Raw genomic sequence first — 23,939 nt, 5'->3', positions numbered from 1 at the left:
TGAGCGTACGATGCGGCGCATGTCTCAGGAGACCGGGAACCGGCGTCGGCCCGAGCGGCGGGTGAGCAGCCAGGTCCAGCGCGACGTGATGCAGCTGATCCTCGACCGCAAGCTCCGGCCGGGCGCGCCGCTGCCCACCGAGACGGAGCTGATGGGGGACCTCGGCGTGAGCCGCAACTCCGTCCGGGAGGCACTCAAGGCGCTCCAGGCCCTCGACATAGTCGACATCCGGCACGGCTACGGCACCTACGTCGGCCAGGCCTCGCTGACCCCCCTCGTCGACGGTCTGACCTTCCGCACGCTCGCCCGGCCCGACGACGATCCGGGCGCCCTGGCCGAGATCCTCCAGGTGCGCGAGGTACTGGAGGAGGGCCTGATCCGCCGGGCCGCGGCCACGCTGTCCGACACCGATCTGGACCGTCTGGAAGCGGTGGTCGACCGTATGGAGGCGGCCGGGAAGGCGGGGGAGCCGTTCCCCGAACTGGACCGCGAGTTCCACGAACTGCTGTACGCGCCCCTCGGCAACGCGCTCGTGCCGCAGCTGCTCGGCGCCTTCTGGACGGTCTTCCGCCGGGTCTCGGGCGCCCGTGGCTGGACGGACGACCCGGCCCCCGAGCTCACGGTGCGCCGCCACCGCGACATCGTCACCGCGCTACGGGCCCACGACATCGAGGCCGCCCAGCGTGCGATGGCCGACCACTTCCGCGGCATCGAGGCGAGGGCGGCACAGGAGTCGCGCGGGGTCGGCTGAACGCCCTCTGCTTCCCACGGGCCGTGCCTAAGCTGACCCGATGACCGAGCCCTGGAAGCCGACCGACCCCGGCGTGCTGCGCCTGCCGTCCGGACGCCTGGTGCGCGGCAGGGGCCTGCGTCACCCCCTCCCGGAGGGCCCCACCCCCACGTACGCCGTGTACCTCCTCGGCAGACAGCCACCCGAAGTCCCGTGGGCCGCCGACTGGTTGCGCTGGCCCGACTTCCGCCTGCCCAGCGACCGCGCGCGGGCCGAGAAGATGCTCCGGGACGTCTGGGCCCGTACCGCCACCGAGCGTGTGGAACTCGCCTGCGGCGGCGGCCGGGGCCGCACGGGCACCGCCCTGGCCTGCCTCGCGGTCCTGGACGGCGTACGCCCGGAGGAGGCGGTGGCGTACGTGCGCGAGCACTACGACCGGCACGCGGTGGAGACACCGTGGCAGCGACGGTACGTACGGCGCTTCGCGGCTCCCGTCACGTGAGGGTCCTCAAGGGCGGCGGGCCCGGAAGCGGAAGCCGTTGGCCTCGGGGTGCGGGTCCAGGGACACGTCCGTGAAACCCGCCCTGGCAAGGCGGTCGGGGAAGGCGTCCGGATCGATCGTGTTGTTCGTGTCGCCGAGGTGGAGAATCCGGAAGCGGAAGCTCGGCAGGCTGTCGCTGCCGGCGAAGACGCCGCCGGGGCGCAGCACACGGAAGGCCTCCGCGAAGATGCGGTCCTGCTGCTCGGCGGTCGGCACGTGGTGCAGCATCGTGAAGCAGACGACCGAGTCGTACGACGCGTCGGGCAGGGGCATCGCGGCGCCGTCCGCGTGCAGGACGCGGACGCGCCCGCCCCAGGTGTCCCGCAGCATACGGGCGGTCGCGTCGTCGATCTCGACGGCGGTGAGGCGGGGCACCCGCTCCACGAGCACGCGCAGATTGGCCCCGTAACCGGGACCGATCTCCACCACGTCCTCACCCAGCTCGACGTCGGCGAGCGCCCAAGGCAGCAGACGCTCCTTCGTCATCCGTGCCCACTTCTCGGAGCTGCACAGCTTGCGGTGGACCAGGTTCATCGGCATGCCATCGACGCTACGAGCGGCCTGCCCGTGTCCACCACGGGCTAGGCTGCCGTCCCATGTCGCGAAACGGACAGTGGCCCGCCCCGACTGCGATCTTCATCGGCCACTTCGCCATGCCGCGCGGCACGGCCTTCCCCCAGCACTGGCACGACGCGCATCAACTCGCCTGGTCGGCCAAAGGGTTGCTCCGCGTCACCACCGAGCAGGGCTCCTGGCTGCTGCCGCCCTCGCTCGCCCTGTGGATCCCCGCGGGCACGCCCCACACGACGGAGTCGGCGGGCGACGCGGTGATGCGCAGCCCGTATGTGAACCCGGAGAGCTGCCCGCAGCTCGACTGGCGGGAGCCGACGGTGCTGGAGGCCGGCCCGCTGCTGCGCTCCCTCATCGACCACCTGGTGCGCACCGACCTGACGCCGGAGGCCCGCTCCCGCGCGGAGGCGGTCCTCCTGGACATCCTGCACCCCGTCCCCGTGACGAGCGTCGCAGTGACCGTGCCGCGCGACCCGCGCGCCCGCGCGATCGCCGATGCCCTCACCGCCGACCCCGCCGACAGCCGCTCCCTCGACTCCTGGGGCACCCAGGTCGGTGCCAGCGCGCGGACGCTGGCCCGCCTGTTCGTCAGCGACACCGGGCTGGCGTTCGGCCAGTGGCGCGAACGCCTGCGCATGCGCGCCGCGATGCCGCTCCTCGCCGAGGGCCTCCCGGTCGAGTCCGTCGCCCGCCGTGTGGGCTACGCCTCCGCCAGCTCGTTCGTGGCGGCGTTCCGGCGGATCGTGGGAGTGACGCCCCGGCAGTACTTCCCGGTGGAGCGGCGTGACCTCCCGTGAGGCGGGCGCCTCAGACCTCAGCTCTGCTCGGTCCGGCCCTCCATGGCCAGCAGCTCCTCGTTCGGGATCGCGCCGCCGAAGCGGCGGTCGCGCGACGCGAACTCGACGCATGCGCGCCACAGATCACGCCGGTCGAAGTCGGGCCACAGCACGTCCTGGAAGACCATCTCGGCGTACGCGCTCTGCCAGAGCAGGTAGTTGGAGGTGCGCTGCTCGCCGCTCGGACGCAGGAACAGGTCCACGTCAGGCATGTCCGGGTAGTAGAGGTACCGCGCGAAGGTCTTCTCGTTGACCTTCGACGGGTCGAGCCGGCCCGCCTTCACGTCCTCCGCCAGGGCCTGCGCCGCGTCGGCGATCTCCGCGCGGCCGCCGTAGTTCATGCAGAAGTACAGCGTGAGCCGGTCATTGCCCTTGGTCTGCTCCTGGGCGACCTGGAGCTCCTTGGCGACCGACCTCCACAGCTTGGGCATACGGCCCACCCAGCGCACCCGGATGCCGAGGTCGTCGAGCGTGTCCCGGGTCTTGCGGATGAAGTCCCGGTTGAAGTTCATCAGGAAGCGCACCTCGTCCGGCGAGCGCTTCCAGTTCTCCGTGGAGAAGGCGTACAGCGAGATGTTCCCGACACCGATCTCGATCGCGCCCTGGAGCACGTCCAGCACGCACTCGGCGCCGACCTTGTGCCCCTCGGTGCGCGGCAGACCGCGCTCCTTGGCCCAGCGGCCGTTGCCGTCCATGACGATCGCCACATGGTCCGGGACCAGCTCGCCGGGGAGTTTCGGCGGGCGGGCGCCGGACGGGTGCGGCTCCGGCGTCCTGTACTCGCGGCGCTGCCGCCCCAGGATCCCGCGTACGACCATGTGCTTCTCGTCTCCTCGTGCTTGCTTCTTCAGGACTTCTCTACGTACCGCAGGGAGCGCAGCCCTCGTTCCAGGTGCCAGTGCAGATACGCGGACACCAGCCCGCTGCCCTCCCGCACATACCGAGGCTCGCACGCGTCCGCCGTCTCCCAGTCCCCCGTGAGCAGCGCACCGAGCAGTTCGAGGGCCTGCGGAGACGGTACGACACTGCCGGGCACCCGGCAGTCGCCGCACACGGACCCGCCGGACGCCACCGAGAAGAACCGGTTCGGTCCCGGCAGCCCGCACTTCGCACAGTCGCTGAAGGTGGGCGCGTAGCCGTTCACGGCGAGGGAACGCAGCAGGAACGCGTCCAGGACGAGATGCGGCGCGTGCTCCCCGCGGGCCAGCGTGCGCAGCCCGCCGACGAGCAGCAGGTACTGCTGCACGGCCGGCTCACCCTCGTGGTCGGTGAACCGCTCGGCGGTCTCCAGCATCGCCGTCCCGGCCGTGTACCGGGCGTAGTCGGCGACGATCCCACCACCGTACGGGGCTATCGTCTCGCTCTGCGTGCACAGCGGCAGCCCGCGCCCGACCAGGTCGCTCCCGCGGGCGAAGAACTGCACGTCCACGTGGGAGAAGGGTTCGAGGCGGGCCCCGAACTTGGACTTCGTCCGCCGTACGCCGCGTGCCACGGCCCGGACCCGTCCGTGCCCCCGGGTGAGCAGCGTGATGATCCGGTCCGCCTCACCCAGCTTCTGGGTGCGCAGCACGATGCCGTCGTCGCGGAACAGACTCATGCACCCATTCTCGCCTACGGCGCGTGTGCGGCGGGCCGGAGCGGCTTGGGTGCCGCCCGGAGGGGGGACAGGCCCGGTGGGGCTGGAGAGCCAGCCCCACCCGGTGTTGAGGACGACGCCCGTCAAGGCCTGGCGGCCTTCAAGGAACCTCGCCCCTGCTCCTCGCGTTCTCGTACGCCGTCGCCGCGCGCAGCCGTTCTATCGTCGTCGCGGCCCGCAGGCACTCGGGCGCGCAGTCCCACTCCCGGCCCCCGCCCACCGGTCTCAGCTGCACATACGGCCCCTCGTACCCCATGACCCGGCCCACTCTCCCGGTAAGGGTGTCGACGGCGTACGTCCCGATCGGCGGTCTCTCGCTCGTATCGCTCACCGCAACGCCGCCGCGAGGCGTGCCGCGACGGTGACGGAGCAGCCGCCCAGTACCACCAGCGGACAGGGCGCCTCCCGCGCGAGAGTTGCCGGGTCGATCCGTAGTGACGGCAGCACAATTCCGGCCCTCGCGAGCGCCTGCCGCAATTCCTCCACCGTTTCCTCCGCCTCTTCGACGCAGAGCGCCGAGTGTCGTCCCCCGAGTGATGCGTTTTCTGCCTTCACGCTGCTCCCCTGACCTGTTGGGTTTCACTCTTCGCATCTCCATGGTGACGCTCTGCGCCTACACTCGGCAGCAGTCTGTGCCCTACAAGATCGGGGCAGCGCGAGGGGATCGGTCATGGCCAACGGTTCGCGGCAGGCCGCGTGGGAGTTCTTCGGGGCGGAGTTGAAGCGGCGCCGGGAAGACGCGGGACTTACTCAAGTCGAGTTGGGGGCACGGGTATTCGTCTCCGGGGGGTACATCGGGCAGTTCGAACAGGCGATTCGTAAGCCGCAGTTGGATGTGGCGCAGCGGATTGACGAGGTGCTGCAATCCGATGGTTTTTTCGAGCGCACGTGGCGAAAGCTGATTGATGACAAGCGGTACGCGGATTACTTCGCGGCGGTTGTGGAGCTGGAGCGGACGGCCACGAAGATCTGTGAGTTCGCGCCGGCGCTGGTGCCGGGGCTGTTGCAGACAGTCGCATACATCCGAGCGGTGACGCTGGCGAGCAACCCCTTCGTCACTGAGGCGCACATCGAGGAGAAGGTGGCCGCTCGCATCGAGCGGGCACGGATCCTGGACGACGCTACCCGGCCCGTGTATTGGGTGATCCTGCACGAGCACGTACTGCGTATTCCGGTTGGCAGCGGGGTCGAGATGGCCCAGCAGTTGGATCACATCGCGGATCTGGCGCGGCAACGGAAGGTTCTGGTGCAGGTTCTGCCGACCTCGGTCGGGGCGTACCCGCTCATGGGCCGGATGGTCACGCTCTTCGAGTTCGAGGATGCGCCGCCAACTGCCTATACGGAGGCGGTGTATTCGGGGAACCTGCTGGACGATCCAGCCCTGGTGAAGCGTGTGCAGGGAACATACGATCTGCTCAGGGCCGCCGCACTGCCGCCGGAGGCGTCCCTCGCCCTGATCGAATCGGCGGCGGAGGACCACAGACGATGCGCGAGTACGACCTGAGCCTCGCCCGCTGGCGCAAGAGCAGCTACAGCGACGACAACGGAGGCAGCTGCGTCGAAGTCGCCGACGGAGTCCCCGGACTCGTCCCCGTCCGTGACAGCAAGTCCCCCCACGGCCCCGTCATCCTCGTCGGCGCCGCCGCATGGGGCGCGTTCGTGCGGCAGTACACCTCGTAGGGGCGGGTCAGGGAGCCCCCTCAGGGCTCCCCCCGGAGCTCTCGCCGGGCGTGTTCGGCTGGATCAGGACCATCGGGTCGTTCCCCTTCAGCTGCTGCCAGATGCTCACCAGCGCCACCAACTGGGCCACGAAGAACGCCACCTGCACCGACGCCGTGCGCAACTGGTACACGGACAGAAGCAGCGCCGCCTTCGTCGGCCAGTAGTGGCCCTCCTGGCGGAACGTGTCGATGTCCATGACGACCCCCGTCACGGTGAGGATGAGCAGGGTCAGGGCCACGTCCAGCGCCCAGTTGCCGAAGAACTGGTCGAAGGCCCTGGTGATGATCCAGTGCTGGGCGACCGGAGCCGCGTACACCAGGGAGAGGCCCAGCGCCTTCGTGGGACCCCGCCGACCGGGGAGCAGGCGCCACAGTGCTCCCAGGACGAAGCCGGCGGCCGCCCAGCTCGCCTGTGAACCGATCACCTGCGTCAGAAGGTCGGCGAAGCCGAACCGCTGGTTGAACTTGTCGCTCCACAACGGACCCCGTATCTGGTTCGCCCAGAGGCCGACAGCCGTGGCGGGCAGGGCGATCAGCGACGAGAAGAGCGCGGCGCGGCACGCGTTGCGCCACCAGGTGGCGCGTGGCCCCCACGCCAGTGCCAGTTCCACGGAGTCCACCGAGTCGGGCAGTCGTGCGTCGACGTAAGGCGCCGTGGCGCCCGGAGGCGTCCATCGGTGCAACTGGTCGAGCTGATCCTCCAGTTCGGCTCGCTTGCCGTCCTGCTGGCCCTGGTCGAGGCGGCGCAGCTGGGCGTGCAGATCGCGGTAGGTGCGTGCGGAGTCGATGAGCCAGCGGCGGTGGGACTCCCGGATCATGCTGTGCAGGGGCCCGCGCCGGGGTGTGCCCGGGAGCAGCTCACGGGAGAGCACCGAGCGTGATCTTCCGAGGGCGAGAAGGAGGTAGAGGGCGAGGGCTATGGGCGGTACCGAGACCAGCCACATGGGGAAGCCCGCGACCCAGCCGGGAGTCGGCGCGATCTCCATCACGAACAGCATGTTGATGACCAGGAGGTCGGTCGCCCCGGGATTGACCGGCGGTGCGCCGGGCGCCTGAGCCCGCGCCCAGAGCACGGCGACGAGTGCGCCTATCAGGCTCAGCCACCAGGTCCAGTAGTGGATCCAGTCCGGCCAGTCGGAGGGGAACCACGCCAGGTCGTTGAGGAGTTCCGCGACGTGCCAGCGGACGTAACCCTCGTCGCTGTCGCCGATGCTCAGCCAGCTCCGCTGTTGCCACAGGTTCTCCGAGGCCCACACGCTCATCGCCGGGAGGACGGCCGCGACGGCCGCGCACGCGACGAGGACCCGGTGCGGGAAGACCCCGCGGGGGACTGCTCCCGGGGTCTGCACGTCGACCGCCCGTCGCAGCCGCGCGACGGACGCGGCGAGGCCCACCATCCAGACGAGGACCAGGCAGCCGCACGCGAGGGCGAACCGCAGGAAACCCCAGGTCATCCGGAAGTGATCGATGTCGCCTGCGTGCTCCGTGGAGAGCCAGAAGCCGGGTGGCAGCGCGGACCATTCGGGTGCGCTCGCCACGACGCCGATGTAGGCGACCGCCAGCGCCGCCGCCGTCCCGGCCGCCCGCCCGGGTCTGCCGAACAGGACCAGGGCACCCCCGCCGAGCGTCGAGATCACCAGGTGGACGGCGACCCTGTGGTCCGGCCACCACGGGAAGAGCCCGTGATCACCGAGGAAGCGGGGCGCCTGGTCGTCCACTTCGAAGGCGAGTACGGCGGCGAACATGACACAGGCCCACACGAGCAGGTTCCGGCGTGTGGCCTCCTCCGCCGGGGTCGGTGACAACGACACGGGCGACCTGCGCAGCCTCCGCACCAGGAGCAGGAGGGCCGGGAAGAGCACCAGGTCGTACGAGAGCAATGTCGCCGAACTCACGAGGTACCAAGGGCTGTCGTTCCACTGGGCGGCCAGCGCCTTGGTCGCCGGTGGCTGGATCTGGATCCGGACGTCGGGCGGACTGTCACCCGCCTTCGCCCGGGTCCAGGTCAGCCGGGTGACCGAGCCCTTCGTCGGGGTCGGGGACACGGTCCGTGCCGCACGTCCGCCGAGATCGACCGTGATCTCCTGCCACCAGGCCTTGTCCAGGGCGGGAGGGCGCAGCAGGGTCAGCGTCCAGAGCCTCTTGCCGATGCTGATGCGCCACGGCCCGAAATCCCTGTCCCCCGTGGCGTCCACGTTCGTGACGGCGCGGTGCTCCACCGTGATCGACTTGTTCTGGACCGTCACCTTGGGCGGCCAGGGGCGCCATTCCGTGTCCCGGTACGGATACGGATCGTCCGGGTAGCGCAGAACGCACCGCATGGCCGCGCGGTACCCCTCGGTGTCTCCGTTGAGCAGCAGGTCCGGGGCCAGGCTCCAGGACTTCGGCACCTCCACGACCAATCGGGTGTCGGCCTTCGTGAAGTCCTCGCCGTCGTGTTTCAACCGCACCGACGTAGTGGCCTTGGCGCCCTTCAGCTCTCCCGAAGCACAGTCGTCGTCCGCCGCCGACGCCCTCCCCTGAAGGCCGAACTCCGCCAGGACGAACAACACCGTCAGGCACAGCAGCAGACAACCTCTGAGCAGCCCCCGTCCCAAAGCCTCCCCCTCGAACTCCCCCTCGGCGCAGACCGGCCAGGTCTCACCCCTCCGGCCTCACACGCGCCGGAAAAACATACCCATCCCGCCCCGGCATGAAAATCCGACGGGCGACCGTGCCGTACTTGTCCGGCTACGGGAGGAAAACTTCCGAAATCACCTCCCGGCCCGGCCAGAACGCCCGTGCCTTCTCCTGTTTTCTCTCAAATCAGTAGCGCATCATGTGTGCGGGGAAACCACGACGCCGTACATCCGCGTCGAACGTTGCGTGAGCAACGCTGTCGCTGCGGACCGACGGCCCGGAAGACGGGGACCCGTGGAGCTGGAATACCGCTTGCTCGGCCCGGTCGAGGCGTACCGGGACGGCGTGCCCTTGCGCCTCGGCGGCCCCAAGCCGCGGGCGCTGCTGGCCGTGCTGCTGCTGCGGGCCGGACAGGTCGTGCCCGCCGACGCGCTGGTCGACGCCATCTGGGGCGCGGAACCGCCCGACACGGCGCGGGCACTGGTGCAGTCGTACGTCTCGGCGCTGCGGCGCGCCCTGCCCGAGGGCGCCGGAGAGGCGATCGAGACCAGGGCGCCCGGGTACGTGCTGCGGCCAGGGGCCGGCCGGGTCGATCTCGTACGGTTCGAGGAACTGACCGCCGAGGGACGGCGGGCCGCCGCCGGGGGTGACCACCGCGCGGCCGCCCGCGCGCTGCGTGAGGCGCTGGCCCTGTGGCGCGGCCCGGCGCTCGGTGGCGTCGGGGGCGCGCTGCGCGGCGAGGCCGTACGCCTTGAGGAGGCCCGGCAGACGGCGCTGGAGGAGCGGATCGCGGCGGAGCTGGAGATCGCGGGGCAGGAGGCCGACCTCGCGACCGAGCTCACCGCGCTGGTCGCGGCCCACCCCACGCGGGAGCGGCTGCGCGGCCAGCTCATGCTCGCGCTCTACCGGCTGGGGCGCCAGGCCGACGCCCTCGCGGTGTACGGCGAGGGGCGCGCCGTGCTCGCCGACGAACTGGGCATCGACCCCGGGCCGGAGCTGAACCGGATGCACCAGGCCGTGCTGCGGGCCGACCCCGGGCTGCTGCCCGGCAGACGGACCCCGGCCGGCGCCCCGCCCGCCCGCACGGGCGCCGCGCCGCCACGGACCGTGTCGCTGCTGCCGCCCGCCCTCAGTGACTTCACCGGGCGGGAGACGGAATCGGCGGAGGTCGCCGCGTGGCTGACCGGGCCGCGCGCGGCGACACCCGTGGTGGTGGTGTCGGGGCCCGCGGGGGTCGGGAAGTCCACCCTCGCCGTGCAGGCGGCCCACCGGGTGGCGGACCGGTACCCCGACGGCCAGCTCTACGCCGAACTGCACGGCTTCAGTGAGCCCGTGCCGCCGGGGGAGATCCTCGGGCGGCTGCTGCGGGCGCTGGGCGCGGACCCGCCCGAGGACCCGGCCGAGCGCGGCGACCTCTTCCGCAGCCTCGTCGCGGGGCGCCGCATCCTGCTGGTCCTCGATGACGCGGGCAGCGAGTCGCAGGTGCGTCCGCTGCTGCCGGGCAGCGCGGCCTGCGGGGTGCTGGTGACCTCACGGACGCGGCTCGGCGGGCTGGTCGGCGCCCGGCGGACCGACCTCGACGTCCTGGACGGCGTACGCGGCCTTCAGCTGCTGACCCGTGTCATAGGCGCCTCGTGGGGGGACCCACGCGAGGAGGCCGCCGCGCGGCGGATCGTCGAGCTGTGCGGCGGGCTGCCGCTGGCCCTGCGGATCGCCGGGGCGCGGCTGGCGACCCGCAGGCACTGGACGCCCAGCATGCTCGCCGACCGCCTCGCCGACGAGCACCGCCGCCTCGACGAGCTGTCCGTGGGCGACCTGGAGGTACGGGCCGGCCTCGGCCTGAGCTACCGGGCGCTGGACCCGAGCGCCCGCCTCGTGCTGCGCCGCCTCGCGACGCTGGGCTCGGCCGACGTGGCCGCCTGGACGGTGGCCGCCCTCGCCGACGTACCGGAGGACGAGGCGGAGGAGGCGCTGGAACGGCTCGTGGACGCCCAGCTGCTGGACTGCCCCGGCACGGACCAGGTCGGCCAGCCCCGCTACCGGCTCCACGACCTGGTCCGCGTCTACGCCGCCGAACGCGCCGAGACCGAGGACCCCGTCGCCGACCGCACCGCCGCCGTGGGCCGCGCCCTGACCGCCGGCCTGTGGCTGATGGACCGCGTCACAGAGGCGGCACCCCCGGGAGCGGTGATACTGCGCCAGCGCCGCGCGGCCACCGGGACCCCGGGCGACACCTCCGGGGCACCGGAGGACGGCACCGGCGGCACCGGGAACGATCCGCGGCCGCCCGCCTCCTCCGGCCCGTACACCGCCGTCAGCGCCCGCACCACCCGGCGAGCCCTCGCCGATCCGTTCACCTGGTTCGACGCCGAGGCCGGCGCCCTGACCACGGCCGTCGAACGGGCCGCCGCGCTGGGGCTGCACACACCGGCCTGCGAGGCCGCGGCGGCGTTGTGCTCCTCGTCGTTCGCCATCAGCAACCGCTTCGACGCCTGGTGGCGCAGCCACGACGCCGCCCTCGCCGCCGCCCGGCGCGCCGAGGACCTCTCCGGCGAGGCCCTGCTGCTCATAGGCCTGGGCCAGCTCCGCTACGAACAGGACCGCTGTGCCGAGGCACTGGACTACTTCCAGCAGGCGGAGCGGATCTGCGCGGACCTCGGTGACGTACACGGCCGCTCCGCCGCCCTCTCCGGCGTCGGCAGCGCCTTCCGCGAACTGGGCGAACTACGCGCCGCCGAACGGGCTCTGGCCGACGCGGTCGACGGCTTCCGGAGGCTCGGCGACGACACCGGCGTGGGTGTCGCCTGCCGGTACGCCGGTTCCGTACGGCTGGAACTCGGCGACCACGACACGGCGCTCGTCCTCCTCGACGAGTCGCTGGCGGCGTACCGGCGGCAGGGCAGCCGCCGTGGGGAGGCCATGGCGCTGCGCACGCTCAGCCTCATCCACCGGTCGCTCGGCGAGTACGAGGCGGCGGCGCGCGTGGCCGGGCAGGCGCGGGAGATCCTGAGTGCCCTCGGGGATCCGTTGATGGCCGCGTACAGCGGGCGGGCGCTGGCCAAGGCGTGGCTGCGGATGGGCCGTACACGGGAGGCCGAGTCCGAGCTGCACCGGGCGCTCGGGGTCTGCCGGGCCCACCAGGACCGCTTCGGCGAGGCGATGACCGTGCGCACCCTCGGCGAGTGCGCGCTCGCCGACGGCCGCTTCGCCGAGGCGGCCCGGCTGCTGACCGCGTCGGTCGCCGGCTGGGAGGAGATGGGCCTGCGCCTCCCGCGCGCCCGCGCCCTGCGGGACCTGGCCACGGCGCGCGAGGCACTGGGCGACGGGACGGGGGCGGCGGCGCTGCGCGCCGAGGCGATGGCCGTGTTCACGGCGTGCGAGGCCCGCGAACGGAACGAGCCCTGGCCGGGGCGGTCGTAGGCCGGCCGTGCCCGTAACGCCTTGCCGTGGACTTGCAGAGAACTTGCAGCGCCCTGCGCCAAGCTCGTGGGTGTCGGGGGACAAATGGTCGGCCGGGCGATCCTCACCGCTCGGCCGGCCAAGTGAAGGGCACCATCAGCCAGGGGAAGCCAGGCACATGCCGGGGGAGTTCCGGGGCAGGGGCGTCGGGTACGACCGCCCCTGTCCCGGGGCGTCGCCGCACGACCGTACATCGCCTCGACCCGCCAGCATCGCCGTACGCCCGTACGCCCGAACCGCCGCGAGAGACGACGCATGCCCCCGATCATCCTCATGAACGACCCCTCGGTCGCAGGTGTCCCCGTCCAGGACTGTGGTGAGCCCCTGGTCGATCTGCGGGAGCTGGCCTTCGTGGTCGTGGACTCCCGGCAGGCCGACCCGGAGGGTTCCTACGCGCTGATCCGCGAGGGCGTCGCCTGGCGGCTGGCCCGCGCGGCACGGCTGCTCCCCGACGGCCTGCGGCTGCTGGTCACCGAGGGGTACCGCCCGCTCACTCTCCAGATCAGCTACTTCGAGGCGTACGCGGCCGAGCTGCGCCGTGCCAACCCGGACTGGTCCGAGGAGTACCTGCGTACCCAGACCAGCCGGTCCCTGTCCCCGCCGGAGATCGGTCCGCACGTCGCCGGCGCCGCGGTGGACCTCACCCTGTGCACCGCCTCGGGCGAGGAGCTCGATCTCGGTACCCCGGTCGACGCGAGCCCCGAGGAGAGCGCGGGCGCCTGCTACACCGACGCCCCGAACATCTCCGACGAGGCCCGCCGCAACCGCCGTTTCCTCTCCGCCGCGCTCACCACGGCCGGCCTGGTCAACTACCCCACGGAGTGGTGGCACTGGTCGTACGGCGACCGCTACTGGGCCCTCATGACCGGGGCCGCGGCGGCCTGTTACGGCCCGGTGGACGGCGCCCGGGATATTCAGCCGAGGCCAGGCACCCCCAGCCCGTCCGGCGTTTGAGGACGAGGCCGTTCAGGCCGGCAAGCGGGGGTCTGGGGGGCGGCAGCCCCCAGGTGACGGCGAGAACCCGCGAACCGCTCAACCGCCGGAGGCCCCCGCACAGTCGGCGCACGTGCCGAAGATCTCCACCGTGTGCGCCACGTTCACGAAACCGTGCTCCGCCGCGATCGCGTCCGCCCACTTCTCCACCGCGGGCCCCTCGACCTCGACGGCCTTGCCGCAGATCCGGCAGACGAGATGGTGGTGGTGCTCGCCCGTGGAGCACCGGCGGTACACCGACTCGCCGTCGGAGGTGCGCAGCACGTCCACCTCGCCCGCGTCGGCGAGGGACTGCAACGTGCGGTACACGGTGGTCAGCCCGACCGAGTCGCCCTTGTGCTTGAGCATGTCGTGGAGTTCCTGCGCGCTGCGGAACTCGTCGACCTCGTCGAGCGCCGCCGCCACGGCCGCACGCTGCCGAGTGGACCGACCCTTTACGGGTCCAGCGGTCGTCACCGTTGCCTCCTCACGTCTGCGCCTTGCCGGGCCATTGTGCCAGCCCGGACGGAAGGGAGTCAGGTGCCGACCCCCTCCGCCCCGCCCGTGGAACCGCGGCCGGCCGGGACCGTCGCCCGCCCCAACTCCTCGTCCGCGGCGGGGATCACACACTCCGCGGGGTCGCCCCCGGCATGCTCCCGTACCCGCGCCCGCCGCCGTGCCAGCGGCGCCGCCAGTGCCGTGAGCAGCAGGAACGCGGCGATGGTCAGCAGCACGATCGTCGCCCCCGGCGGCACGTCCTGGTAGTACGAGGTCACCGTGCCGCTGATGGTCACCGTGACCCCGATGGCCACCGCGATGGCGAACGTCGCCGCGAAGCTCCGGCTGAGCTGCTGGGCCGCCGCCACGGGCACCACCATCAACGCCGAGACCAGCAGCAGTCCGACGACCCGCATCGCCACGGTCACCGTCACGGCCGCCGTGACCGCCGTGAGCAGGTTCAGCGCCCGTACCGGCAGGCCCGTGACCCGGGCGAACTCCTCGTCCTGGCTGACGGCGAACAGCTGGCGGCGCAGGCCGATCGTCACCAGCACCACGAACGCCGCCAGCAGGCAGATCGCCGTCACGTCCGACGGCGACACCGTCGACAGCGAGCCGAAGAGGTACGACGTCAGGTTGGCGTTGGAGCCCGTGGGCGCGAGGTTGATGAACATCACGCCGCCCGCCATGCCTCCGTAGAAGAGCATCGCCAGCGCGATGTCGCCGCGCGTCCTGCCGTACCAGCGGATGAGTTCCATCAGCACCGAGCCCACGACGGACACGAGCGTCGCCATCCACACCGGGGACCACGACAGCAGGAAGCCGAGGCCGACGCCCGTCATCGCCACGTGGCCGATGCCGTCGCCCATCAGGGCCTGGCGGCGCTGGACGAGGTAGATGCCGATGGCGGGCGCGGTGACGCCGACGAGGACGGCGGCGAGCAGGGCCCGTTGCATGAAGGCGTAGTTCAGGAGATCCATGATGCGGTGCCTTCTCAGCTCAGCAGGCCCGTACGGACCGGTTCCGCACCGGGGGCCGCGTGCGGGTGGACGTGGTCGTGGCCGGGCAGGGCATGCTGGCCGACCGCCTTCGGGGGCGGGCCGTCGTGGAGGACGCAGCCGTCGCGGAGGACGACCGCGCGGTCGATCAGGGGCTCCAGGGGGCCGAGTTCGTGCAGGACGAGGAGGACGGTCGTGCCCTCGCCCACCTGCTTGCGCAGGGTGTCCGCGAGCACCTCCTGGCTGGCGAGGTCGACGCCCGCCATCGGCTCGTCCATGATCAGCAGCTCGGGTTCACCGGCGAGGGCGCGGGCTATCAGGACGCGCTGGTGCTGGCCCCCGGACAGGGCGTTCACGGAGTCCTTCGCCCGGTCCGTCAGGCCGACCAGCGCGAGAGCCCTGTGCACGGCCTCGTGGTCGGCCTTGCGGAGGATGCCGAAGCGGGCGCGGGAGAGGCGGCCGGAGGCGACGACCTCGGTCACCGTGGCCGGGACGCCGCCCGCGGCCGTGGTGCGCTGGGGCACGTACCCGACCCGCTTCCAGTCGGAGAAGCGTGCCCCTGGCGTGCCGAAGAGTTCGATCGTGCCCTTGCTGACCGGCACCTGGCCGATGACGCTGCGTACGGCCGTGGACTTGCCGGAGCCGTTGGCGCCGAGCAGCGCGACGACCTCACCGCGGTGCACGGTGAGGTCGATGCCGCGCAGGACGGTGCGCGAGCCCAACTCCGCGCGGACACCGCGCAGGGATATGACGGGCTCGGCGGGTTCGGTGACGGGTGCGTCGCTCATGCCGCGTCCTCCACAGGGGTCACCGGGCGCCCAGTGCGGTCTGCAGCGCCTTGAGGTTGGCTTCCATGACCTGGATGTAGTCGTCGCCCCGGGACCTGGACGTGATGCCCTCGATGGGATCGAGCACGTCCGTCTTCAGGTTCGAGTCCTTCGCGAGGGTCTTCGCGGTCTTGTCGCTGACAAGGGTCTCGTAGAAGACGGTGGAGACGCCGTCGGCCTTCGCCATCTTCTCAAGATCCTTCACACGGGCGGCGCTGGGCTCCGACTCCGGGTCGAGGCCGGCGATGGCCTCCTCGGTCAGGCCGTAGCGCTCGGCGAGATAGCCGAAGGCGGCGTGGGTGGTGATGAAGACCCTGGTCCTGGTGTTCTTCAGGCCGCTCTCGAACTGCGAGTCCAGGGCGCCGAGCTTCTCGACCAGGGCCTCGGTGTTCGTCTTGTAGGTGTCCGCGTGGTCCGGGTCGGCCTTCGCGAAGGCGGCACCGACGCCCTTGGCGACCTCGGCGTATCTCACCGGGTCGAGCCAGATGTGGGGGTCCTTGCCGTCCGCCTCCTCGCCGTGCTCGTGGTCGTGTTCGGCCGCGTGGCCGCCGACCTCGTTGCCGTGCTTCTCCAGGGAGGTCAGCGTGGCGGCGTCGATCTTGGTCTTGACCGGGGACTGGGCGACGGCGTCGTCGACGGAGGGCTGGAGGCCCTTGAGGTAGAGGACGGCGTCCGACTCCTGGAGCTGCGCGGTCTGCCGGGCGCTGATCTCCAGGTCGTGCGGCTCCTGGCCGGGTTCGGTGAGGGTGGTGACGTGTACGTGCTTCCCGCCGATCTGCTCGGCGAGGTAGGCCATGGGGTAGAACGACGTCACGACGTCGAACTTGTCCGTGTTGCCCGAGGTGGCGGACGTGTCCGAGCATGCGGTGAGGGTGCCGAGGCCGAGGGCGGTGGCCGCCGCGACCGCGGCCCCGGATATGAGGGGTCGCCGGTGTCGCCGGTGTCGCCGATGCGGCCGCTGTCGGCGGTGTGGTCGTACTACGTTCATGACAGTCATTTTCAGCAAAGTTGGAAATGATTGTCAACAAGCCCTGGGTGGGGCGTGCGGTGAGACCCCGGTGAGGGTGGGTGACCGTTTTGTGCTGTCTCCTGACCGAACCGATTTGATTGGAGGGGAGCCCCCGCCGGTAACCTGAAGCATTCGCTCTGAGGCGCATCGCTTCCCTCCAGGAGCGCATCCGCTTCGTCGCCCGTCGTCGTAATGAAGAGAGCACCGTGGCCGCCGACAAGATCGACACCATCGTCAGCCTGAGCAAGCGCCGTGGCTTCGTATTCCCGTGCAGCGAGATCTACGGTGGTCAGCGCGCCGCCTGGGACTACGGACCGCTGGGTGTCGAGCTCAAGGAGAACATCAAGCGCCAGTGGTGGCGCTACATGGTCACGTCGCGCGAGGACGTCGTCGGTATCGACTCGTCCGTGATCCTGGCCACCGAGGTCTGGGTGGCCTCCGGCCACGTCGCCACCTTCACCGACCCCCTCACCGAGTGCACCTCCTGCCACAAGCGGTTCCGCGCGGACCACCTGGAGGAGGCGTACGAGGCGAAGCACGGCCGCATGCCCGAGAGCCTCGCCGAGGTCAACTGCCCGAACTGCGGCAACAAGGGTCAGTTCACCGAGCCCAAGCAGTTCTCCGGTCTGCTCTCCACGCACCTCGGCCCGACGCAGGACAGCGGCTCCGTCGCCTATCTGCGCCCCGAGACCGCCCAGGGCATCTTCACCAACTTCGCCCAGGTGCAGACCTCCTCGCGCCGCAAGCCGCCGTTCGGCATCGCGCAGATGGGCAAGTCGTTCCGCAACGAGATCACGCCGGGCAACTTCATCTTCCGTACCCGTGAGTTCGAGCAGATGGAGATGGAGTTCTTCGTCAAGCCGGGCGAGGACGAGAAGTGGCAGGAGTACTGGATGCAGGAGCGGTGGAACTGGTACACCGGCCTGGGTCTGCGCGAAGAGAACATGCGCTGGTACGAGCACCCGCAGGAGAAGCTCTCCCACTACTCCAAGCGCACCGCCGACATCGAGTACCGCTTCCGCTTCGGCGGCAGCGAGTGGGGCGAGCTGGAGGGTGTCGCCAACCGCACCGACTACGACCTCTCCGCCCACTCCAAGGCCTCCGGCCAGGACCTCTCCTACTTCGACCAGGAGGCGGGTGAGCGCTGGACCCCGTACGTGATCGAGCCGGCGGCGGGTGTCGGGCGCACGATGCTGGCCTTCCTGCTGGACGCCTACGTCGAGGACGAGGCCCCCAACGCCAAGGGCAAGATGGAGAAGCGCACGGTGCTGCGCCTCGACCCGCGCCTGTCCCCGGTCAAGGTCGCCGTCCTGCCGCTCTCCCGTAACCCGGAGCTGTCCCCGAAGGCGAAGGGACTCGCCCAGGCGCTGCGCCAGCACTGGAACATCGAGTTCGACGACGCGGGCGCGATCGGGCGCCGCTACCGCCGCCAGGACGAGATCGGTACGCCGTTCTGTGTGACGGTCGACTTCGACACGCTGGACGACAACGCGGTGACGGTGCGTGAGCGTGACTCGATGAAGCAGGAGCGCGTGTCGCTGGACCAGATCGAGGCGTACCTGGCCGGGCGCCTGATCGGTTGCTAGCGGGCCACGCCATGTCACAGCCCCGCGCCCCCTTCCGGGGGTGCGGGGCTGTGTCGTTCGGTGAGGCGTTCCATGGGCAAGGTGACTGACGCATGACAGATGACAGATATTGAAATCTGTCAGCTGTCATGTCAGGGTGGGTACACGGCACCGTGTGCGCGCCCGCGCGCACGACCCCTCACGACATCCCAAGGAGTCCTCATGGAAACCCGCCCCCTCGGCACCACCGGCCCCCAGGTGTCCGCCCTCGGCCTCGGCTGCATGGGCATGTCCGCCCTGTACGGCACCGCGGACCGGGCCGAGTCCATCGCGACCATCCACGCCGCGCTCGAAGCGGGCGTGACCCTGCTCGACACCGGCGACTTCTACGGCATGGGCCACAACGAGATGTTGATCGGCGAGGCCCTGCGGTCCGCTCCGGCGGCGCGACGCGAACAGGCCCTCACCAGCGTCAAGTTCGGGGCGCTGCGGGGCCCGGACGGTGAGTGGGGTGGTGTCGACGGACGACCCGCCGCGGTGAAGAACTTCGCCGCCTACTCGCTCCAGCGCCTCGGCGTGGACCACATCGACGTCTACCGGATCGCCCGGGTCGACCCCGGCGTGCCGATCGAGGAGACGGTCGGCGCCATCGCGGAGCTGGTGGAGAAGGGATACGTGCGGCACATCGGGCTGAGCGAGGCCGGCGCCGATACCATCCGGCGGGCCGCCGCCACCGCTCCCGTCGTGGACCTCCAGATCGAGTACTCGCTCATCTCGCGGAGCCTGGAGCAGAGCATCCTTCCCACCACCCGTGAACTGGGCATCTCCATCACGGCGTACGGCGTGCTGTCCCGCGGCCTGATCTCCGGGCACTACACCCGCGACCGCCGGCTGGCCGCGAACGACTTCCGCTCCCACTCCCCCCGGTTCCAGGGCGAGAACCTCGACCACAACCTCGCCCTCGTCGACTCCCTGCGGAAGATCGCCGAGCAGAAGGGCGTCAGCGTCGCGCAGATCGCCATCGCCTGGGTGCTCTCACGAGGCGAGGACATCGTGCCGCTGATCGGCGCCCGCACCCGGGAGCGGCTGACCGAGTCGCTGGGCGCGCTCGACGTCACGCTGGACGACGCGGACCTGACGGCCATCGAAGCCGCGGTACCGGCCGACGCGGCGGCGGGCGAGCGCTACGCGCCCGCGCAGATGGCGACGCTCGACAGCGAGCGCTGACCGGCCCTCCCGGTACGGTCTCCCTCATGACACCGACCCCGCAGACCCTGACCGCCGAGCGCATCCTCGAAGCGACCGAGGAGGTGCTGCGCCGCCACGGCCCCGCCAAGGCGACCGTGGTGGACGTGGCCCGTGCGCTCGGAGTCAGCCACGGCAGTGTCTACCGGCACTTCCGTACGAAGGCGGCGCTGCGGGAGGCGGTGACGAAGCGCTGGCTGGACCGTACGTCCGACTCCCTCTCCGGCATCGTCGCCGAGGACCGCGACCCGGAGGCCCGGCTGCGCGCCTGGTTCTCCGCTCTGTTCGCGGCCAAGCGCCGCAAGGCCGGTGACGACCCCGAGCTCTTCGCCACGTACATGGTCCTCACCGAGGAGAACGGCGAGGCGGTGGGCGAGCACATCGCCGAACTGATCAGCCAGTTGAGGCGGATCGTCCGGGCGGGCGTCGACGCCGGCACCTTCACCGCCGACGACCCGTCCGCCACCGCCCGCGCCCTCTTCCACGCCTCGCGCCGCTTCCACGACCCGCGCTATGCCGTGGAGTGGGAACAGCCCGGCACCGAGGCCGACTTCGACGCCGTGGTGGATCTGCTGCTGCGGGGCCTGAGGGCCTGACCCCCGCGGAAGGACCGACTCCCGCGCTTGCGCGTCCGCCACGGCGGTCGGCGCCCGCCCGTCACGCCACGCAGAACTCGTTGCCCTCGGGGTCCCGCATCAGCCACCAGTGGCCCGCGGGGCCCTTGTTCACCTCGCGGACACGGGTCGCGCCCAGGGATTCCAGGCGGGAGACCAGCTCGTCGCGGCCACCGGCTTCCGCGTGGACGTCGATGTGCAGGCGGTTCTTCACCGTCTTCGGCTCGGGGACGTCCTGGAACAGCAGCCGACGGCCCTTGCCGATGCCGGTGAACGGGTCGTACGGGTCCTCGGGATGGCGTACGGCCGCGTATCCCCGGAAGGCGCGCCGGCCGTGGTGCTCGGCGACCGCCGCCTCGGGCAGGCCACCCGTCGACAGGAGGTGGTCGACGAGCGCGGTCGCGTCCTCCACCTCGTACTCCAGTGCCGCGGCCCAGAAGTCCGCCATGGTCCGGGCGTCGTGGGTGTCGATGACCAGCTTCCAGTGCAGAGCGTTTCTCATGTAACTGGTTATATTGGTTACAAGGGCTTGTCGTCCACAGGTCGTCCACACGTCGGGGGAGTCGCTTGTGTCCGGGATGGTGCTGCGGTCCCCCTCCGGGGCCTCGTATCGGTTCGACCCCGGCGCACTCTGCCTCGAACTGCTCACCACCGGAGGGCCGGGTGCCTTCCGCAGGTACGAGGTGCTCCACGCGCCCGCCGATCTGGTCGCCTGGGCCGAGCGGTCCCGGCTCACCCCCACGCCCGCACTGGAGGTCACGGAGCAGGACGTGGCGTACGCGCGGCAGGTCCGGGACGCACTGTTCCGTGTCGTCGTGGCGCGGATCTGCGGCGGGCTGCCCGAGTTCGGTGTGGCGGGCGGGGGCCGTGAGGATCTCGATGTCCTCAACGAGGCGGCCGCTCATCCGCCGCTGGTCCCCGCGATCGGGGGCGACGGCGACCGGCGCGTATGGGCGGGAGCGGCAGCCGGGGCCCAGCTCGTCTCCAGCGTCGCCCGCGACGCCGTCGAGCTGCTGACCGGCCCGTACGCCGAGCGCGTCCGCATGTGCGCCGGCGAGCGCTGCTACCTCGTCTACGTCGACACCTCGCGGCCCGGACGGCGCCGCTGGTGCTCCATGGAACACTGCGGCAACCGCCACAAGGTGCGGGCCCTGCGCGCCCGCCGCGCCGAGGAAGAACGGTGAGCGACAGGGCCTACGCCGTCTTGGGGTCCACCGTCGCCTGGTGTTCCTCGGCCAGGTGTTCCTCCGCCTTCAGCCACGGCAGGAACTGGGCGCCCTTCCGCCAGCCGCACGTGTCGCATTCGATCGTGCGCTGCACGCCCGCGCGTTCGACCCGGACGGTGTGTGGGCGCCCGTGCTGGTCCCAGCGGGTCACCTTGCTCGTGTTGATCTCCAGCATCACGTCTCCACGTCTCCACGTCTCCACGCCTCCTGGCGAGGCTCGGCATTCCAGGGGGTCGTTGAGTCTTCTGCTTCCCCGTGCGACGAGTTCGAACGCTTTCCCTAGCGGATCGTTCGCGGCAGCCGCAGGCTCAGCGCCACCGTCAGGGCGATTCCCGCCAGTTGGACCAGGAGTGTCGTCACCAGGGCGTCGCCCATGCCCATCCCCGGGACCAGTGAGAGGAAGAGGGAGCCCAGGGTGGCCACGCCCAGGGCGAGGGCCGACTGCTGGGTGGTGACCATGACGCCGCTGCCGACGCCGGCCCGGACGGGCGGGACCTCGGAGAGGACGAGCCGGAGCAGGATGGGGAGTTGGAGCGCCTGACCGGCACCCGCGATCGCCGCGCCGGGCAGGAATGTCAGCCAGGTCAGGTCCGGCCAGCTCCGCCACACGGTGAGGGCCATCAGGGCCACGCCCACCGCCTGGACCATCCCGCCCGCGGTCACCACGCGGGTGCCGTACCGGGCGACCAGCCGCGGACCCGCCAGCGCCACGAGGAAGAACGCCACCGCCATCGGGGACAGCGCGAGACCGGCCTGGACCGGACCGAGCCGCGCGCCCTGCTGCAACGCCACCGCGATCACGAACATGAATCCGCTGAAGCCGATCGAGAACGGCACGATCATGACCAGTCCCCGGCGGAGTGAGGTGAGCGCGAAGAGGCTGGGCGGTACGAGGGGCGTACGGCCCAGGCGGTCCTGCCGGCGCTCGACCAGGAAGAAGGCGAGTGCCGCGAACGGGAACGCGGCCAGCGCCAGCCACGTCCACAGCGGCCAGCCCGCCGCCCGCCCCTCGGTGAGCGGCACGAGGAGGGTCAGCAGGGACACGGCCAGCAGGACGGTGCCGGGACCGTCCACGGGCTCCGGGTGCGACGAGCGGGTCTCGGGCACGGCACGCGCGGCCAGGACCAGTCCGACCGCGACGACCGGCACGTTGACAAGGAACACGGCTCGCCAGTCGGTGCCCGCGATGTCGACCGCCACCAGGACGCCGCCGAGGATCTGCCCGGCCACCATGGAGAGCCCGGCCGTCGCGCCGTACAGGCTCATCGCCCGGGCGCGGTGCGTGCCGGAGGTCGTCGCCTGGATGGTGGCGAGCACCTGCGGGAGCATCGCGGCCGCCGCCGCGCCCTGCGCGACCCGCGCCGCCACCAGCGTCCAGGCGTCCGGGGCGAGCCCGCACGCCAGCGAGGTCACCCCGAAGGCGGCCATGCCCCACAGGAAGAACCGGCGCCGGCCGAAGAGGTCGCCGAGCCGCCCGCCGAGGACGAGCAGGACGGCGTACGCGAGTCCGTACCCGGCGACGACGAGTTCGAGGACCGTCTCGCTCGCGGCGAGGTCGCGGCCGATCGTCGGCAGGGCCACGTTCACGATGAAGAAGTCGATGAGCGGGAGCGCCGCGCCGAGCAGGACCGTGAAGAGCCCGAGGCCGCCGAGTCCGGACGGCGGCGCGGTGGGGGCGCGGACGGGGGTGGTGGTGAGGGAATCCGTAGAGGTCACACCAAGCAGGTTCCTGCCTGGCTCAGCCTGGTACCAGAGTCTCCTTATCCTGGTAGAAGCGCTACCTGGACAACGGGTGCAACAGGTCCCGCGGGGCCCCAGGCTGGAGGCATGACGACCATGGCGGTACGGGCGACCGAGGCACAACGACGCCAGGCACCACCACCCGAGGCACGCCCATCTGAGGCACGCCCACCCGAGCCGATGACGGCACGGCCGCGTGCGGCGCAGGAGTCGGTGGTGCGCCGGCACGAGCTCGCCGCGTTCCTGCGCCACCGCCGCGAGCACATCACGCCGGAGCAGGTCGGCCTGCCCCGCGGCCGGCGCCGGCGTACGCCCGGACTGCGCCGAGAGGAGGTCGCACAGCTCTCCGCGGTCGGTGTCACCTGGTACACCTGGCTCGAACAGGCCCGGGACATCCAGGTCTCCGTGCAGGTCCTGGACGCCCTCGCCCGCACCCTGCTCCTCGACTCCAGCGAGCGCGAGCACCTGTTCAACCTGGCCGGGGCCGTCGATCCCTCGCCCGGCAAGAACTGCTCGTCGGTGACCCGGGCGCAGCGGGCCATCCTGGAACAGATGGAGCCGTTCCCGGCCTGCCTGCAGAACAGCCGGTACGACATCCTCGCCTACAACCGCACGTACGGCCTGCTGCTCTGCGACCTCACCTCGGTGCCGCCGGAGGACCTGAACTGCATGGTCCTCGCCTACACCCACGAGGAGTGGCGCTCGTCGATCGTGCACCTGGAGGAGACCACCCGGCTCATGGCCGCCAAGCTGCGCGCCGCGATGGCCGGTCATCTCGCCGACCCCGCCTGGAAGGCGCTGCTGAACCGGCTGCGCACGGAGTCCGCGGAGTTCCGCGAGGCGTGGGACCGCCACGAGGTCGTCGGTTCCCGCAGCAAGCGCAAGGAGTTCGTCAACGCCCATGTCGGCCCGCTCACCCTCGACCACACCGACCTCTGGCTCGGTCCGAGCAGTGGACCGCGGATGGTGACGTACGCCCCGGTCGACGAGGAGTCGCGCGAGCGGCTGGAGAAGCTGCACGCCCTCGCGCTGGAGCGGGAGGCGGCCGCCCGCTCGTCCGGTGTGGCGGTCGGGCGCGTCTGAGCGAACGTTGCCTGTTGGGGTACTCGGGCGTGTTTCGAAAGTCCCGTCGT

Annotated in this window: 25 protein-coding genes; 12 read left to right on the top strand and 13 right to left on the bottom strand. The window is 71.3% G+C overall.

The genetic code is table 11. The annotated features are described in order from the left end of the window. Positions 1–19 precede the first annotated feature (19 nt). Both IE262_RS09045 and IE262_RS09040 read left to right on the top strand, forming a co-directional pair. Positions 20–751, top strand: a complete 732-nt coding sequence (locus IE262_RS09045) for a FadR/GntR family transcriptional regulator (protein WP_373304995.1) — start codon at positions 20–22, stop codon at positions 749–751. A gap of 40 nt (positions 752–791) precedes the next feature. Continuing rightward, complete coding sequence (locus IE262_RS09040; protein WP_189872587.1) at positions 792–1,232, top strand: phosphatase domain-containing protein; 441 nt, start codon at positions 792–794, stop codon at positions 1,230–1,232. A gap of 6 nt (positions 1,233–1,238) precedes the next feature. Here the strand turns inward: IE262_RS09040 and IE262_RS09035 are convergent, their stop codons facing one another. Then, a complete protein-coding gene (locus IE262_RS09035; protein ID WP_189872586.1) occupies positions 1,239–1,811 on the bottom strand; it encodes a class I SAM-dependent methyltransferase in 573 nt (190 codons plus the stop codon). 56 nt (positions 1,812–1,867) lie between these two features. Between IE262_RS09035 and IE262_RS09030 the strand changes: the two genes are divergently transcribed. Beyond that, the gene (locus IE262_RS09030; RefSeq protein ID WP_189872585.1) at positions 1,868–2,638 is read left to right on the top strand and encodes an AraC family transcriptional regulator; all 771 of its coding nucleotides are present in this window, start codon (positions 1,868–1,870) and stop codon (positions 2,636–2,638) included. A gap of 17 nt (positions 2,639–2,655) precedes the next feature. Here IE262_RS09030 and IE262_RS09025 read toward each other — a convergent pair whose 3' ends face one another. The 4 genes from IE262_RS09025 to IE262_RS09010 all read right to left on the bottom strand — a co-directional run bounded on the left by IE262_RS09025 (position 2,656) and on the right by IE262_RS09010 (position 4,868). Next, positions 2,656–3,495, bottom strand: coding sequence for an isoprenyl transferase (locus IE262_RS09025; protein WP_189872584.1), 840 nt, complete (start codon positions 3,493–3,495; stop codon positions 2,656–2,658). A gap of 29 nt (positions 3,496–3,524) precedes the next feature. After that, positions 3,525–4,274 (bottom strand): DNA repair protein RecO, encoded by a 750-nt coding sequence (recO, locus tag IE262_RS09020; protein WP_134040424.1) that lies wholly within the window; start codon positions 4,272–4,274, stop codon positions 3,525–3,527. 139 nt (positions 4,275–4,413) lie between these two features. Continuing rightward, complete coding sequence (locus IE262_RS09015; protein ID WP_189872583.1) at positions 4,414–4,644, bottom strand: hypothetical protein; 231 nt, start codon at positions 4,642–4,644, stop codon at positions 4,414–4,416. Beyond that, positions 4,641–4,868, bottom strand: a complete 228-nt coding sequence (locus tag IE262_RS09010) for a hypothetical protein (protein WP_131565670.1) — start codon at positions 4,866–4,868, stop codon at positions 4,641–4,643. Before IE262_RS09010 ends, IE262_RS09015 begins: the two co-directional genes overlap by 4 nt. Before the next feature lie 115 nt (positions 4,869–4,983). Between IE262_RS09010 and IE262_RS09005 the strand changes: the two genes are divergently transcribed. Together IE262_RS09005 and IE262_RS09000 are read left to right on the top strand one after the other, a co-directional pair. After that, positions 4,984–5,817: a helix-turn-helix domain-containing protein gene (locus tag IE262_RS09005; protein ID WP_189872582.1), complete on the top strand. Its 834-nt coding sequence runs from the start codon at positions 4,984–4,986 to the stop codon at positions 5,815–5,817. Beyond that, positions 5,799–5,993 carry a DUF397 domain-containing protein gene (locus IE262_RS09000; RefSeq protein WP_189872581.1) on the top strand — a complete coding sequence of 65 codons (195 nt, stop codon included), beginning with the start codon at positions 5,799–5,801 and terminating at the stop codon, positions 5,991–5,993. Before IE262_RS09005 ends, IE262_RS09000 begins: the two co-directional genes overlap by 19 nt. Positions 5,994–6,000: 7 nt before the next feature. Here the strand turns inward: IE262_RS09000 and IE262_RS08995 are convergent, their stop codons facing one another. Further along, the gene (locus tag IE262_RS08995; protein WP_229877167.1) at positions 6,001–8,631 is read right to left on the bottom strand and encodes a DUF6185 family protein; all 2,631 of its coding nucleotides are present in this window, start codon (positions 8,629–8,631) and stop codon (positions 6,001–6,003) included. 316 nt (positions 8,632–8,947) lie between these two features. Here IE262_RS08995 and IE262_RS08990 point away from each other — a divergent pair, with 316 nt between their 5' ends. Together IE262_RS08990 and IE262_RS08985 are read left to right on the top strand one after the other, a co-directional pair. Further along, on the top strand, positions 8,948–12,073 hold the full coding sequence (locus IE262_RS08990; RefSeq protein WP_189872580.1) for an AfsR/SARP family transcriptional regulator: 3,126 nt from the start codon (positions 8,948–8,950) through the stop codon (positions 12,071–12,073). Between the two features lie 294 nt (positions 12,074–12,367). Beyond that, positions 12,368–13,066 (top strand): M15 family metallopeptidase, encoded by a 699-nt coding sequence (locus tag IE262_RS08985; protein WP_189872579.1) that lies wholly within the window; start codon positions 12,368–12,370, stop codon positions 13,064–13,066. A gap of 78 nt (positions 13,067–13,144) precedes the next feature. On the opposite strand, the gene IE262_RS08980 is transcribed toward IE262_RS08985, so the two are convergent. Genes IE262_RS08980 through IE262_RS08965 form a run of 4 tightly spaced genes read right to left on the bottom strand, consistent with a single transcriptional unit; the run spans position 13,145 to position 16,395 of the window. Further along, positions 13,145–13,561, bottom strand: a complete 417-nt coding sequence (locus tag IE262_RS08980; protein WP_189872578.1) for a Fur family transcriptional regulator — start codon at positions 13,559–13,561, stop codon at positions 13,145–13,147. A gap of 59 nt (positions 13,562–13,620) precedes the next feature. Continuing rightward, positions 13,621–14,562, bottom strand: coding sequence for a metal ABC transporter permease (locus IE262_RS08975; protein ID WP_189872577.1), 942 nt, complete (start codon positions 14,560–14,562; stop codon positions 13,621–13,623). Between the two features lie 14 nt (positions 14,563–14,576). After that, positions 14,577–15,368, bottom strand: a complete 792-nt coding sequence (locus tag IE262_RS08970; RefSeq protein WP_189872576.1) for a metal ABC transporter ATP-binding protein — start codon at positions 15,366–15,368, stop codon at positions 14,577–14,579. A gap of 19 nt (positions 15,369–15,387) precedes the next feature. Continuing rightward, entirely contained in the window at positions 15,388–16,395 is a 1,008-nt protein-coding gene (locus IE262_RS08965; protein ID WP_189872575.1) for a metal ABC transporter substrate-binding protein, read from the bottom strand. Between the two features lie 227 nt (positions 16,396–16,622). Here IE262_RS08965 and IE262_RS08960 point away from each other — a divergent pair, with 227 nt between their 5' ends. The 3 genes from IE262_RS08960 to IE262_RS08950 all read left to right on the top strand — a co-directional run bounded on the left by IE262_RS08960 (position 16,623) and on the right by IE262_RS08950 (position 19,822). Beyond that, on the top strand, positions 16,623–18,002 hold the full coding sequence (locus IE262_RS08960) for a glycine--tRNA ligase (protein ID WP_134040407.1): 1,380 nt from the start codon (positions 16,623–16,625) through the stop codon (positions 18,000–18,002). Between the two features lie 201 nt (positions 18,003–18,203). Then, positions 18,204–19,208 carry an aldo/keto reductase gene (locus IE262_RS08955; RefSeq protein ID WP_229877166.1) on the top strand — a complete coding sequence of 335 codons (1,005 nt, stop codon included), beginning with the start codon at positions 18,204–18,206 and terminating at the stop codon, positions 19,206–19,208. Positions 19,209–19,234: 26 nt separating this feature from the next. Then, positions 19,235–19,822, top strand: a complete 588-nt coding sequence (locus IE262_RS08950) for a TetR/AcrR family transcriptional regulator (RefSeq protein WP_134040404.1) — start codon at positions 19,235–19,237, stop codon at positions 19,820–19,822. 61 nt (positions 19,823–19,883) lie between these two features. Here the strand turns inward: IE262_RS08950 and IE262_RS08945 are convergent, their stop codons facing one another. After that, the gene (locus IE262_RS08945; protein WP_134040402.1) at positions 19,884–20,342 is read right to left on the bottom strand and encodes a VOC family protein; all 459 of its coding nucleotides are present in this window, start codon (positions 20,340–20,342) and stop codon (positions 19,884–19,886) included. Positions 20,343–20,418: 76 nt separating this feature from the next. Between IE262_RS08945 and IE262_RS08940 the strand changes: the two genes are divergently transcribed. Further along, the gene (locus tag IE262_RS08940) at positions 20,419–21,024 is read left to right on the top strand and encodes a CGNR zinc finger domain-containing protein (RefSeq protein ID WP_189872903.1); all 606 of its coding nucleotides are present in this window, start codon (positions 20,419–20,421) and stop codon (positions 21,022–21,024) included. 10 nt (positions 21,025–21,034) lie between these two features. Here the strand turns inward: IE262_RS08940 and IE262_RS08935 are convergent, their stop codons facing one another. Both IE262_RS08935 and IE262_RS08930 read right to left on the bottom strand, forming a co-directional pair. Continuing rightward, positions 21,035–21,241 (bottom strand): hypothetical protein, encoded by a 207-nt coding sequence (locus IE262_RS08935; protein WP_134040398.1) that lies wholly within the window; start codon positions 21,239–21,241, stop codon positions 21,035–21,037. Positions 21,242–21,345: 104 nt separating this feature from the next. Continuing rightward, on the bottom strand, positions 21,346–22,782 hold the full coding sequence (locus tag IE262_RS08930) for an MFS transporter (protein ID WP_189872572.1): 1,437 nt from the start codon (positions 22,780–22,782) through the stop codon (positions 21,346–21,348). 204 nt (positions 22,783–22,986) lie between these two features. Here IE262_RS08930 and IE262_RS08925 point away from each other — a divergent pair, with 204 nt between their 5' ends. Then, positions 22,987–23,889, top strand: coding sequence for a helix-turn-helix transcriptional regulator (locus IE262_RS08925; protein WP_134040516.1), 903 nt, complete (start codon positions 22,987–22,989; stop codon positions 23,887–23,889). Positions 23,890–23,939 lie beyond the last annotated feature (50 nt).

The sequence above is a fragment of the Streptomyces bluensis genome (assembly GCF_014650715.1).
Lineage (GTDB): Bacteria > Actinomycetota > Actinomycetes > Streptomycetales > Streptomycetaceae > Streptomyces > Streptomyces bluensis.
The sequence above is the reverse complement of the archived record's forward strand: the minus strand, read 5'-3'. Positions and strand labels throughout refer to the sequence as shown.